Source organism: Brevundimonas sp. (assembly GCF_013823285.1).
Lineage (GTDB): Bacteria > Pseudomonadota > Alphaproteobacteria > Caulobacterales > Caulobacteraceae > Brevundimonas.
Genome location: NZ_PNLV01000008.1, coordinates 1 through 13,777 on the forward strand (window position 1 = coordinate 1; position 13,777 = coordinate 13,777).

The window sequence follows — 13,777 nt, forward strand, 5'->3', positions numbered from 1 at the left end:
GGCTGTCCAGGCGTCCGGCCACTGGATCGAGGTGCGGTTGCCCGCCGCGTCGTAGCCATAGGTGAACACCAGGGTCAGGGGATTGGCGCCGCCATTCCCCTCGGGGCGCACCTGGTCCGTGGTCAGCCGGCCGGCGGCGTCATAGCCGTAGGTGCGCACCTCCCTCAGGTGCGTGTCCGACCAGGTCGAGGTCGGCTGCACCGACACGTCCCGCCACACCGGGCGCCCTGCCAGATCGTAGGCGGCCCGGATGTGGCGGCCCACCATGTTGGCCGCCCCGTTCTGGTGCTCCCAGACGTGATAGTCCCGGCCGGCCGCGTCGTAGAAGACCTGGGCCCTCAAACCCGAGCGCTGCTTGCGGATCACCGCCTGGCCGCGCTGGTCCAGCAGGGTCCATGCTTGGGTGCCGTCCGCGTATGCCGTCACCAGCTGACGGCCCAAGCCATCGTACTGGAACTCCGTGCGGTTGCCGTTGGCGTCGATCTCGGCCGACACCAGGCCGCCTTCATTGTACTCGAAAGCGCGTTCGCGATAGCTGGTCACACCTGGAGGGCGGCCATTGGAAGCGCCGCAGGTTCCGTTATGCGCTGCCACGTAGTAGCGGCTGGTCTGGGTGGGACGGCCCGCCGCCGTCCAATAGTGGATTCGCATGCGCAGGGACGGGTCGATCACGCGATAGGCGCGATCCATCTGGTCATAGCAATAGCGTGTCCAGTTCCCTTCCGGATCGATCACCCGCGTCGGCTGATTGGTCGTCGAATAGACCGTCTGCGTGATCCGCCAGGCTGAGGCCGACGCATCCCAGCGCCGCTCATGGGTCTGGTTGCCGTTGGCGTCATAAGTCCACTGGGTCTGGATGTTCGTACCCGCCGGCCCGACCTCCGCCGTGCGCCTCCGCAGACTGTCGTAGGTGGTCGTGGTGGTATAACCGCGCGCGTCCGTGACGCTGGTCACGTCGCCCACTGCATTGCAGCCGAAGGTGGTGACCAGGTTCAACCCGCCCGACTGGCTGGAGACGGTGGCCAGCCGCTGACAGAAGGCCGGCAGCCCTGCCCCGCCATAGGTGTTCGACGCTCTACGTCCTGTCGGGTCGGTCTGAGTCGCCACGCGCCCGTAGGCGTCATAGGTGGTGGCCCAGATCGGCTGGGCGTTGGTCCCCGTCAGGCCGTTCAGGACACTGGGGCCCTTCACCTGGGTCAGAAGACCGTTCGAATTGTAGGTGAAATCCCAGTGCCGGACCGATGGATCGGCCGCCGTCGCCGGCAGGGTGATCCGCGTCGGCCTGTTCCAGGTGGCGTGGTACTGAGCCGACACGGTGATGCCCTGGCACCACCAGGCGTCGGTCCCGCATCCGCCGCGCGAGGTCTGGGTGCGCTGGGTCAGGTTGTTGCGATCGTCATAAGCGAAGGTGGTCACATCGCCCCAGGCCGACGTTCGCGACGTCACCCGTCCGCGTCCATCGAAGGTCGCGAGGGTCTGGTAGCCATCCTCATCCGTATGGCGGAACGGACGCCCGTCCAAGTCGTACTCAACGACGTAACGATGGCCCAGCGGATTGAGGCGCGACGCCCGGTAACCGTCGGCGATGAAGAACTGGTGCGGATTGCGCGAGGCCGGCGTGGCGATGGCGATGGCGTCGCGCGCCTCCATCACCCGGCCGATGCTGTCGTAGGTGTATCGCAGGGCGGCCTCGGTGGCGCTGCGCGGCTCGAAGATCTCGGTCAGCAGATGGCGACGATAAAGACCCGTCCCCAGATACTCGGTGGTGAAGCGCGTGATGTTGCCGCCCGCATCCGTATGTTGCGCCGACGTCAGGGCGACTTCCCGGCGGTTGCCCCCCGTCAGCCCGTTGTGGAACCCGGCGCGGCCGTGATCCAGGAACACGATCTTGAGGCCCAGGTTGCTGTTCACCTCCGCCAGGCCCGGCGCATTCATGCCCTGCATGGCGTAGCTGACGTTCAGATTGACGCCGCCGGGGAAAGCCCAGCTCGCCAGTCGGAACCCTCGGGCGCGCAGACAACTCTCGCCCGAGCCCATGGGCGTGACGTCGGCCTGCCAATTCTCAAAGGTCTGCACATCCCCGGTCGCACTGGTGACCTGGAATGACATGCCCGCATAGCCCCACCCCCGGGTCGGCACATAGCTGACGTCGCTCATGGAGCAGGATGGTTGCTCGGCGATCCGGGTCCGGGCGCCGGTCTGGGTCAGGCGTGCATAGCTCGCGCCGGGAGAGAACCACTGCCCGTCGGCGCGGCGCAGGAACTGCTGGGTGTTGGTTCCCAGGGTCGCCGAGACGACGTTGCCGGTGACGTGATCCAGCCACCAGGCGGCCGTGAGCGCACCGGCGACCTCGCGCTGGGTGGTCGCCGCGCCCTTGTAGATGTCCTGCATGACCAGGAACGCGGCCACGGTGCCGGCGACCGCTCGTATGTCGCCTTCGCCCAGCACCTCCAGGGTGCTGCTGGAGATGGTCAGCTCATTGTTCCAGCTGGTGGTCCAGGGTCCGGCCGGATTGGTCTGGGAGCCGAGCCCCGAAAAATTGGAGTGCCAGTTGCCGCCGCGCCAGGTGACGCTCGCGCTCAGACTGTGTGGGAAATCCCCCTGCCCGACGGTGAGGGAAGCCGGGCTGGTGAAGCTGACAGAGCCCGAACTGAGGTCGACGCCGGCCGCGCTCGACCGGTCGATGAACTCGTCACGGATGAAGTCGGCCGCTTCGGGGGGCGCATACTGGGCGTCGTGCCAGGTCTGGGCGCCGCCGCCGCCGCCCTTGATAGCGCCGCGATGGCTGACCACCACATGGGCGATCTCCACCGGATCGCCGTTGGCGTCATAGCGGTTGGCGACCAGGGCGCCGCCCCGCTGGTTGGAGTAGTGGTGGGTGTAATAGAGCGGGAAGGACTGGCCCTGGTGATACTGGCCCTCGAAATTGCCCGCCCGCTGGCCCGGACCTAGAAATGCGTCTTCCGACGCGAAGACGGAAAAGCCCGCCGCCGCATAGTTGGAGATGGCATTGGCCAGGGCGCCGCGGCGCGTCTGGATCTCGCTGTTGCCGATCGGCGGCTCGCCGTGCGCGCCGTGGTGTCCGCTTTCAGAATTGGAGGTGACGCCTTCCACCTTCACCAGGGTCGAGGCATTGGCGGCGTTGGCGCTGGTGAAGGCGTAGAAGCGACGCGCCCCCACGCCGCTGGCCTGGTCCTCGCCGCTGGGCGGAGCATTACCCCACTGGAAGCGCGTCGCCGTGGCGTTGACGTCCGGCACATCGGCGGCCTGGCCCGCCACGGCGCCTTCCAGGGCGTTGAGGGTGGCCGCGATGGCGTGAATGGCCGCGCGGCGATTGGCCGTCACATTGGTCCGGCTGACCAGGCTGAACCCGGTGTCGATATCCACCCGGTCGAAACTGTCGGCGATCGCGTGGGTGAACCGGACATAGGTGGGAAACTCGTATGCCTTGGAGGTGACGACGGTGTCCGCGGACACCACGCCGACGGAATAGTGGTGCTGATAGACCGAGCCGGCGATCTGGGCGTGCAGGGCGCCAGCCCGCCCGGACTGCGCCAGCCAGCTGACCGCCATCTGCTCGCGGCGCCCATCCCCCGAGGTCTGGGGCAACAGGTTCATGCAGGTCTCGCAGCCGTCAGCCCGGGGGACAGGCATGCCGGTGTCCGAGCGCATGCCCCATTTGGCCACGAGGGCCCCTGTGGCCTCGCCCCAGCCGTTCACGATCGTCATGGGCAGGGAGTAGGTGACGGACTTGGCCACCTCGGCGTCCATGTAGGAGCCGTCCGTGGTCGACCCGGCCGCCCGCGCGGCATAGGGCATGTTCACGTTCAGGGTGATGTCGCCCGTGCTCCAGGCCGGACTCTCGCTGGATGTGTGGCTCGCCAGGGTCGGACCCTCGCCATGCTCATTGACCAGGCGAAGCTGGCCAAGAAAGGTCGTACTGGGCGCCAGTTGTCGGTTGTTGGCGAAATTGGTCTGGAAGACCAGGCGGCGGCCGTAAACGTCATCGGCGTAGACGAGACGATCGATGATCTCGGTCAGGGACCCGGTGGTGCTCCACTTCTTGATCCGGATGCGCAAAGACGCGCGGTAGGGATTGGGGATGTTGCCCGTCCAGGTGTGGTTCACCGTCGAGGGATAGGGCAGCGCGGTTTGCCGCAAGCCGCCTGAGGGCGTTTCATGGCGCACGATCTCCCGACCGCCTACCAGATCCTCCAGCCGCCCGTCAGACAGGTTGGTGTCGATGTAGGTCTGAAGGGCGTTGGCGTGGGCCTGGATTCGGGTGCCCAGATTGCCGCCGTTCATGGCGCGCACATAGGCCACGCCCGACGCCGTCCCGGTCTGCACGCCGGAGCTCGCCTGGGTGAGCGCCTGACCGCTGCTCAGACCCGCGACGCTCGCCAGATTGACGCCGGCGATGACGTCATACGGCTTGTAGGCCGGATCAAAGAAGTAGGTGGTTCCGTTGATGACCGCCGCCACCCACACATGGCCCATGACCACGCTGGAGACATTGGCCGAGCCATAGCTGCAGTTGGCGGTGGTGCTGCCGTTGATGGTGGCGGGGATGCCGCCTCCGGCCAGCAGCTGGCAGGCGGCGCTGGCGTTTGAAATGCCCGTCCAGGCGCTGAACTGCGACCCGTTGAGGGTGATGGTTCCGGCCCGGTAGCTGGCGGTGTGGCCCGCCGCCCTGAGCACGCCCACCATGAGCTGGGCCTGATCGAAGGCCGTGCCCTTGCGGTCAATGAGGGCGCCCAGGCCGCCCTTGGAAACGCCGTAGGTGAAGGTGGTGTCCACCGTGTTGCGGATGAACTCGTAGATAAGGTCCGGATCATTCTCCAGGGCCCGGGCCAGCTCCACGTACTCGGCGTGGGGCGCATTGATCAGGGGCTGTCCGGAAACCTGGACGCTGTTGGTCGAGACCGTGGGATTGGGTTGCGCCTGATAATAGGCGTTGGCCGCGGCCGGGGACATCAGCGAGGCTGTGCCGATGCGCACCGCCGGGGTGGGTCCGCCGCCGCCCCCGCCGCCGCTCTGGGCGGTTGTGGGCGCATAGCTGCCGGCGAGAACCGCCGCGATCCCCAGCGAAGCGATCAGTGCCGCCTGCCGCAGGCGACCCGCAAGACTACGAGGGCCGGCCGAGGCGGCCGCCTTCTGTTTCGCCGACGTCATCCCCGTCCCCCCGAACCGTCAGATAGGACGAAGCTAGACCGGTATTGAGCCAGTCGCCTAGGGGGAATCTTCAACCCTCGGTTATTAATTTCGCTTTCGCTCCATGCACAAACTGCTACGCTCCTTGTCCTGGTCCTGGGGGGCTCGATGGGCAGACTTGCAGACATCCTGACGACGGCGATGCGCGTGGTCGGCGCCGCGGCCCGGACGGCGCGCGCGCCGTTCCTCCAGGTCATTGATCGAGACCGCTTCGTGCAAGGCGGATCCTGGCGAGACCGGCTCGCCGCCGTCTCGTGGCCGCGCGCCGGCGCCCTGATCGGGGTCGCGAGCCTGGCGGGTGTGGCCGCCTTCGTGTGGCTGGGGCAGGCCCGGCCGGAGCCCCACCCTCCCGCCCTGCCGAGCGACCATGAGGTTCGCGTCGGCCAGGAGGCGATCGAAACCTTCATGGACGGCCGCCCGTCGTTTGCGGCGCGATCGGCGGAACCGGGCCCTGTAGCCAACGCAGATGCGGAGACGGACGGATGAGCTTTGGTCGGATCGGTCTTGCGGCCTTCGCCGCCCTGACCTTGCTGGCGTCAGGCCCCGCGGCCGCCGGGGTGCAGTACGAGTATGACGCCGCAGGGCGCCTCATCAAGGCCACCTACTCCAACGGCGTCGTGATCGAATACCGGTATGACAGCGCCGGAAACCGGCGCAGCATCATCACCTCCACGATCCCGAACCAGCCGCCTGTGGCCGTCAATGACACCGCCAGCGTGGGCGCGTCCTCCTTTGTGGACATCATGGTTCGGGCCAATGACTCGGATCCCGACGGCGACACCCTGACCGTGACTGCGGTGGGGACGCCCTCGGGCGGCGGGACGGTGGCCATCCGCAACAGCGGGGAGCATGTCCGCTATACGGCGCCGGCGAGCGCAGGCACCAAGACCTTCACCTACACGATCTCCGATGGGAAGGGCGGGACCGCCAGCGCGACCGTCACGGTCACGGTGACCCAGGCCAACCAGCCGCCCGTCGCCGTGAACGACACCGCTTCGGCCATGACGGGCTCGACCAACGCCATCATGGTGCGCGCCAACGATTCCGATCCCGACGGCCACGCCATCACCGTCACCTCGGTCACCCAGCCCGCCTCTGGCGGGGGGTCTGTAACCATCGCGTCGGGCGGCGGTCACGTCCTCTACACCGCACCGCTGATGCCTGGAAACTACAGCTTCACCTACACGATCAGCGACGGCCATGGGGGAACCGCCACAGCTACGGTGTTTGTGACCGTCTTGTTCGGCGAGATCGATCCGCCCTGCAACCCAAGCGGCGGCATCCCCTGCGAAATCGACTGAGGGGCTGCTGCACTGCCTGTGTGGAGCCACCCCGCCGCGACGACGGTGCGGCTCCCTTTGGTCGCCGTTCAGGGCGGAGGGATACGGTTTGCCAGTTGCCGGATGCCGAGCGATCGCGGCCCGCGGGGCGCCTTGTCAGCCCCGGACGGGTCATGTTCAGCGGGCTGTCAGTCGCACCCGGATATGGCTGTTTCCGCCTCGCCAAGGGGACGATCACCCCATATGGGCTTTTGCGCTTCGAATCTGCGGAACTGCCCGGCCTACGCTGGCGAGGCGGGCCTTCCCGAGCGGGATGTGCCCAAAATACGGTCAACCGGGGCTCCGTGCCGAGACGACCGGCGCCCTGCCGCCTGCCGCGGCAACCCGGGTCCACAGCCGGCCCTAGCCTCCCCCGTTCCGCCAGGCAGGGGAACCCCGCCGGGGTGTTCATTCGGCGCCAAGGGCAAGGACGCATAAAATAGCCGCCTTCGCCGCCATTGACGGCAGAAATCGCATGAACCTCTCCAGTCTCCTTGGGTACTCTGATGCAACCAGAGCAGCATCGGACAGGGTTCATGCCCCGCCTTCAAAGCCTCCTTATCTTCTGTCTCGTACTGGCCGCCCCGGCCGCGTGGGCGGCTGAGCCGCCGGCTCTTTCCGTCACCCTGACGCCTCGCCCCTCGGCGGACGGCGGAGTGGATCGGCTGGAGGTGGAGCTGCGTTTCCCCGCGCCGGGCGGAGACCCCGGGGATGCACTGCTGCGCATGCCGGTGACGCTGGTTTCGACCCCCACGGCGGCCTATGGTGCCAACGACATCCATGTCCGCGACGGGCGCGGCCTGCTGTCGCTCCGGACCGAGGATGCGGAGCCGACGCCAGAGGGCGTGTATCGCCACTATCTGGGCGACCGGGCGGCGGAGGGCGATGTGACTGTCGCCTACGCGGTAACGCCGCGCCCGGTCTCGTCCGAAACCCGCAACGGTCCTCTGTTCGACCTGCGCGCCCAGGACGGCGGCTTGATGGGCGCCGGAGTCTATTTCTTCGCCTTGCCCACGGTCGAGACGCCCTACCGGATCACCCTGAACTGGGACCTGTCCGCCCTGCCCGAGGGCGCGCGCGGGGTGTGGAGTTTCGGCGAGGGCGAACGGTCCGTCACCGCGCCGGCCAGCACCCTGGCCTTCTCGTTCTACGCCGTGGGCGCCGTGGCCAGTGAGCCCGAGGCCGGGGCCGATGACTTCGCCCTTTACTGGCTGTCTCACCCGCCCTTTGACATCGACGATCTGGCGACCGAGACGCGCGCGCTCTACACCTACATGTCAGAGTTCTTCAATGATCCCGGCGCGCCCTATCGGGTGTTCGTTCGCGAAAATCCCTATCCGGCAGGCGGCGGCACCGCCCTGGCCCAGTCCTTCATGTTCGGCTACGGCGCTGGGGGCGAGACCACCAGCGGCGGGCTGCAGATGCTGCTGGCCCACGAGATGGCCCACAACTGGCCCCGCCTCAACGGCGGCGACCCTCACGCCCTGACCGCCTGGTATACGGAGGGGACTGCGGAGTTCTACTCCTCGCTTCTGGCGCTTCGGGCCGGTCTCCTTGAGACTGATGAGTTCCTGGACATCATCAATCGTCGCGCGGACGCCTACTACGCCAACCCGCACCTTGGCCTTTCGAATGAGGAAGCCGGCCGGATTTTCTGGAGCGACTCCCGCGCCCAGCGGGTCCCCTATGGCCGGGGCTTCATCTATCTCACCAATGTCGACGCCCAGGTCCGCGCCGCCTCCGGCGGAGAGCGGTCGCTCGACGATCTGGTCCTCACGATCCTGGCGCGCCAGAAAGCGGGGGAAAGCATCGGCCTGGCGCAGTGGGTCGAACTCCTGCAGGCCGAGATCGGCGACGAGGCGCAAGCCGGGTTCGACGCCATGACCTCGGGGCAAGCCCTGTTCCCGCATCCCCAGTCTTTCGGCCCCTGCCTGCGGCCGGTGCAGGCGTCCCATCGCCCCTTCCAGCTGGGCTTCGACGAGATGCGGCTGGGGGTGGTGGCGGATCTGCTGCCGGAGTCCGCCGCCGCCCGCGCCGGACTTGCGGAGGGCGACGAAATCCTGTCGATCACGCCGGTGCGCGAGGCGCAGGGCGACGAGGACCGCATGATGGAGATGACCATCCGCCGCGACGGCCGCACCTATGGCGTCCGCTATCTGCCGCGCGGCGAGCCGGTCAGCGGATGGCGGTGGGAACGGGTCGACGGCGTCCCGGACAGCGCCTGCGCCCTGTGACGGCTTCAGCTTGAGGAACAGGATCATGGCCGACGAGCGTGCACCAGGACTGACGCGGCGAAGCTGGCTGGCCGCCGCCGCGACCCTGCCTGCCGCCGCCGCCGCTGCGCCTGCGGTCGCGGGCGCTGTCGGGTCTGCGACCGCCCTGCCCGCCACCGATCAGTTCCCGGACATCCAGGGCGTCTATCTGGATGCCGGTTCCGTCCATCCCTTCAGCGTAGGCGCCCGGGAATCCGTTCGGCTCTATCTCGAATCCCGCGCCATGAACGGCGGCCCAGAAGGCTACGATTTCGCACCCCTGCGGCAGTCGGTGCTGGAACGGTTCGCAGGCCTCATCAACGCCACGCCCGCCGAGGTGGCCTATGTCCAGAGCACGTCCGCCGGCGAGCAGCTGGCCGTCAGCGCCCTGGGCATTCCCGAAGTGGGCGGCCGCATCGTCACCGACGCGCTGCACTTCTTCGGGTCGTTCCATCTGTACGCCGAGCTGGAGCGTGCGGGCATGGAGGTGGTCATCCTGCCCATGCGCGAGAACCGCATCCTGATGTCGGATATGGAGGCGGCGGTGAACGACCGCACGCGTCTGGTGGCCCTGTCAGCCGTCTCCACCATCAACGGCTTTCAGCATGACCTGAAGGCCGTGTGCGATCTGGCCCACGCCCATGGGGCCCATGTCTATGTGGATGCGGTCCACGCCATCGGCGCCGTGCCCTTCGACGTGCGGGCCACCGGCGTCGATCTGGTGGCGTCGTCCAGCTACAAATGGCTGATGGGCGACATGGGGCTGGGCTTTCTCTACGCCCGGGCCGACCTGATTCCGCGGCTGCGCAGACCCCAGGCCGGCTATCAGCAGCTGGCCGCCTTCTCCAGCCACGCCTATCCCCATGATCCGCCCGGTCCGCGGATGTTCGAGACCCGTGCGCGGGACGACGCCTCGGGCCTGTTCGCCATGGGCACCTTCACCAACACCGGCCTGGCCCATCTGGACTGGTCGCTGGACTACATCCAGTCCCTGGGCGTGGAGACCATCCAGGCCTGGAGACAGCCGGCCATCGAACGGGCCCGCGCCGAATTGCCGCGCCTGGGCTTCGAGCCCATGACGCCCGAGGACAGCACCAGCCCGCTGGTCGCCTTCGCCTACAAGGACGCCCGCCAGGCCTTCGGGGACCGGCTCCAGCGCGCGGGCGTGCGGGTCACCCTGGGCGCGCACCGGCTGCGCGTGTCTGCATCGGTCTTCAACACGCCGGCCGATGTGGACCGTCTGGTGGAGGCGCTGGCTTGAGCGACGCCCTGGTGGTCATGGACGCCGAGGCCGTGCGATCGCGATTGAGCATCGCCGCCTGCGTGCCCCTGATGCGCCAGGCCATGATCGAGCTTTCCGACGGCCGGGTCGGGCAGGCCCTGCGCAGCTTCCTGCCGGTGGGCGAAGGGCGCACCTTCGCGCTAATGCCGGCCGTGTGCGAGGCCGGGTTCGGCGCCAAGCTGGTCAGCGTCTATGGCGCGGCCGACCGCCCCGGTCGCCGACGGCATCAGGGTCTGGTCGTGCTGTTCGACACGGACGACGGACGTCCGGTCTTTGTGGGCGACGCCGAAGCGATCACCCGCGTCCGCACCGCCGCCGCCACGGCGGCGGCCACCGACGCCCTGGCGCGGCCTGACACCCGGGTCCTGGCCCTGCTCGGAACGGGCACGCAGGCCGAGGCGCATCTGGAAGCCATCGCGGCCGTGCGACCGCTGACGACTGTCCGGGTCTGGGGACGGGACCTCGCGAGCGTCACCGCCTTCGCCCGTCACATTCAAGAGCGCTTCGGTCTGGACGTCCTGCCCTGTGCGACGGCGGCCGAGGCCGTGGAGGGCGCTGATGTGGTCTGCACCCTCACCACCGCGTCCGAGCCCGTGCTGCAAGGCGCATGGATCGCGCCGGGAACCCACGTGAACCTTGTGGGCTCCAGCGGCCCCCATGCGGCCGAGGCGGACGCGGAACTCGTGGCGCGCAGCCTGTTCATCGCCGATCACCGCGACCATGTCCTGGCCCACGGCGGCGAGTTCCTCCGCGCCCGCGAGCAGGGCCGCGTGAGCGACGATCACGTGGCGGCCGAGATCGGCGAGGTCTTCTCGGGCCGACACCCCGGCCGTACCGACGCCGACCAGATCACGGTCTACAAGTCCCTGGGCCACGCCGCCCAGGATCTGGCCGCGGCCGCATGGCTGCTGTCCCATGAAAGGAAAACGCTCCATGGCTGATGCGCCGCATCTGAAACAGGGCGTAGGTCTGATCTCGGTCATCGCCCTGGGGCTGGGTCTGGCCGTCGGGGTCTCGATCTTCTCGGTCATCGCGCCCGCCACGGCCCTGGCCGGACCGGCCATGCTGCTGGCGGTGGCGCTGGCGGCGGTCCCGATGTTCATCATCGCGGTGACCTACGCCTTCATGGGATCGGCCCTGCCCACCGCCGGCGCGTCCTACGAGTGGCCGCGCCGGTTCCTGTCGCCCGCCACGGGCTTCATGATCGCCTGGCTGCGCATCGCCGGCAGCGTGGGCGCCATGCTGATCCTGGCGCTGGTGCTGACCCGCTATGTGTCGATGCTGGTCCCGGTCCCGACCAAGGCGACCATGCTGGGCGTGTTCGTCCTGATCTTCGGGCTCAACCTGTGGGGCGTGGCCATCGCCGCGCGGGTCCAGACCGTGCTGATGGCCGGCCTGATCGTTCTGTTCTTCGTGTTCGCCGGCTGGGGCGCGCCGTCGGTCCAGCCGGACTCCTTCACCCCCTTCATGTCCGAAGGCTGGGCGGGCGTGCTGGCCGCCACGCCGGTCCTGATCGGACTGTTCTTCGGCATCGAGGCCGCCACCGAGGTGGGCGACGAGGTCCGCAACAGCCGGCGCGCCATCCCCATCGGCGTGGCCGCCTCCATTGTCTCGGCCATGATCCTGTATCTGATGGTGGCCGCCGTCGCCCTCGGCGTGCTGGGGCCCCAGGCGCTGGCCGCCAGCGAAACCCCGGTGCTGGACGCCGCCGCCGTGTTCATGGGCGACGACCTCGCCCGGCCCGTCATCGTCCTCGCGGCGGTGCTCGCCATCGGCAAGTCCCTGAACGCCCTGGCCATGGTGTTCAGCCGCTATCTGTTCGCCATGGCCCGCGCGGGCGCCCTGCCTTCGCCCCTGGCCAGGGTTCATCCGCGCTTCCAGACGCCGCACATCGCCCTGGCCGTCGCTTTCGGCCTGTGCGTGCTGGGCCTGCTGGCGCCCATGAACCTGACGGCCCTGTTCCTGGCCGTGAACGTGCCGACACTGCTGAAGTACGGCGCCACCTGCCTGTCGGCCACACGCATCGCGCGCCACCACCCCGAGATCCACGCCCAGGCCGCCTTCCGTCCCAGCCGACGCTTCGTCGCCATCTGGGGCTGGATGGGGGTCGTGGCCTCGTTCGTCGTGGTCCTGCTCGGCCTCACCGCCGACTGGCGGCCCTATGTGGCGCTCACGGTCTGGGGGCTGATCGGCGCCGCCTGGTACCTGGTGCGCGGCCGGTTCGGCGTCGGTCCCGTTTCCCGGAGCGCGTCATGATCCAGTCGATCCGAAGCCTCGCAGCCGGCCTCGCCGTCATGCTGACGCTCGCCGCGCCCGCCGCCGCCCAGGATGCCCGGAACCCCCGCTCAGTCGTCACCGCCCATGTGACGCAGCTTCAGGACGGGCCGGTCGCCTATCAGGCCGTCGTGGCCGAGACCATGGTCCGGTCCGAAGACGGCCGGGCCTCGGGAACGGTGGTCACCACCAGTTACATCCGGACCAACGTCGCGCCCGCCGGGCGACCGGTGCTGTTCATCTTCAACGGCGGCCCCGGCGCCTCCACCACGCCGCTGCATTTCGGCGCCTTCGGGCCCATGCGCCGTTTCGGCGAGGGCGATCATCAGTATCTGGCCATGAACCCGCACAGCCTGCTGGATGCGGCGGATCTGGTGTTCATCGATCCGGTGGGCACGGGGTACAGCCGTCCCCACGACGACGGGGCCCCGTTCTGGACCCGCACGGGCGACGCGCGCTCCGTCGCCGACGTCATCCGCCAGTGGCTGGCCCGCCATGAGCGGACGGACTCGCCCCGCTACCTGCTGGGCCAGAGCTACGGCACCCTCCGCGCGGCGGAGATCATGCGCGTGGCCCCGGATCTGGAGTTCGACGGCGTGCTGCTGTTCGCCCTCGTGCCCGGGGAACGCAGCGGCCCGCTCGCCCATGTGTCGTCCCTGCCCAGCTATGCGGCGGCCGCCTGGCATCATGGCCGCGCCGCCCGCGACGGCCGCACGGTCGAGCAGGTGTACGAAGACGCCGTGGTGTTCGCGCGCACGGATTACATCGCGGCGCTGATCCAGGGCGCCGCCCTGCCCGACGCCGAGCGGGGCGCCATGGCCGGGCGGCTGTCGGCGATGACCGGCCTGCCCGCCGCCCTGATCGCCGAGAACGACCTGCGCATCACCAACACCCTGTTCATGTTCAACCTTCTCGCTGATCAGGGCCTGCGCACCGGCCAGCTGGACGCGCGCGCCACGGCCCGGCTGGACGCCCCGGCCCAGCGCCCGCCCTATGACGACCCCGGCATGAACTACGGCCCCGAGGCCGTCGCGCGTCCGGCCGACCCCGAGGAGACGGTGTTCCGACCGGAAGACGGAGTGTCGGTGGTCGACGCCTACTATGCGGATGTGCTGGATTTCCGGGCCGACGACACCTATCAGGCTCTGAATCTGGAGGTGAACAGCGCCTGGGACCACGAAGGCTTCATCGACGCCATTCCGCATCTGGCCGAGGCCATGGCGCGGGACCCCGACCTGCGGGTGTTCTGGTCGGCGGGATACTACGACCTGTCCACCCCGGCCTATGGTGGGCGCTACACCCTGGATCAGGCGGGCATTCCCGCAGACCGGCTGACGGCGGCCTATTTCGCCTCGGGCCACTCGGTCTTCATCGAGGACACCAACCTCGAGGCCCTGGCGGACGCGGTGCGCGACTTCATGGCGGAGTAGAGCGCGGCG

8 protein-coding genes are annotated in these 13,777 nt (G+C 68.6%); 7 read left to right on the top strand and 1 reads right to left on the bottom strand.

What is annotated here, in order from left to right:
• A partial coding sequence (locus C0461_RS02345) for a transglutaminase domain-containing protein (RefSeq protein ID WP_292103595.1) occupies nt 1-5,172 on the bottom strand: 5,172 nt, incomplete at its 3' end.
• Nucleotides 5,173-5,319: 147 nt separating this feature from the next.
• Here C0461_RS02345 and C0461_RS02350 point away from each other — a divergent pair.
• The 7 genes from C0461_RS02350 to C0461_RS02380 all read left to right on the top strand — a co-directional run bounded on the left by C0461_RS02350 (nt 5,320) and on the right by C0461_RS02380 (nt 13,768).
• Nucleotides 5,320-5,697: a hypothetical protein gene (locus C0461_RS02350; protein WP_292103597.1), complete on the top strand. Its 378-nt coding sequence runs from the start codon at nt 5,320-5,322 to the stop codon at nt 5,695-5,697.
• Nucleotides 5,694-6,512 carry an Ig-like domain-containing protein gene (locus C0461_RS02355; protein WP_292103600.1) on the top strand — a complete coding sequence of 273 codons (819 nt, stop codon included), beginning with the start codon at nt 5,694-5,696 and terminating at the stop codon, nt 6,510-6,512. Before C0461_RS02350 ends, C0461_RS02355 begins: the two co-directional genes overlap by 4 nt.
• A 554-nt stretch (nt 6,513-7,066) precedes the next feature.
• Nucleotides 7,067-8,764 carry a hypothetical protein gene (locus tag C0461_RS02360; RefSeq protein ID WP_292103602.1) on the top strand — a complete coding sequence of 566 codons (1,698 nt, stop codon included), beginning with the start codon at nt 7,067-7,069 and terminating at the stop codon, nt 8,762-8,764.
• A gap of 25 nt (nt 8,765-8,789) precedes the next feature.
• The gene (locus tag C0461_RS02365) at nt 8,790-10,043 is read left to right on the top strand and encodes an aminotransferase class V-fold PLP-dependent enzyme (protein ID WP_292103604.1); all 1,254 of its coding nucleotides are present in this window, start codon (nt 8,790-8,792) and stop codon (nt 10,041-10,043) included.
• Entirely contained in the window at nt 10,040-11,005 is a 966-nt protein-coding gene (locus tag C0461_RS02370; protein WP_292103606.1) for an ornithine cyclodeaminase family protein, read from the top strand. Before C0461_RS02365 ends, C0461_RS02370 begins: the two co-directional genes overlap by 4 nt.
• Nucleotides 10,998-12,320, top strand: coding sequence for an amino acid permease (locus C0461_RS02375; protein ID WP_292103608.1), 1,323 nt, complete (start codon nt 10,998-11,000; stop codon nt 12,318-12,320). The genes C0461_RS02370 and C0461_RS02375 overlap by 8 nt, the downstream gene beginning before the upstream one ends.
• On the top strand, nt 12,317-13,768 hold the full coding sequence (locus tag C0461_RS02380) for a peptidase S10 (protein WP_292103610.1): 1,452 nt from the start codon (nt 12,317-12,319) through the stop codon (nt 13,766-13,768). The genes C0461_RS02375 and C0461_RS02380 overlap by 4 nt, the downstream gene beginning before the upstream one ends.
• Nucleotides 13,769-13,777: the final 9 nt, after the last annotated feature.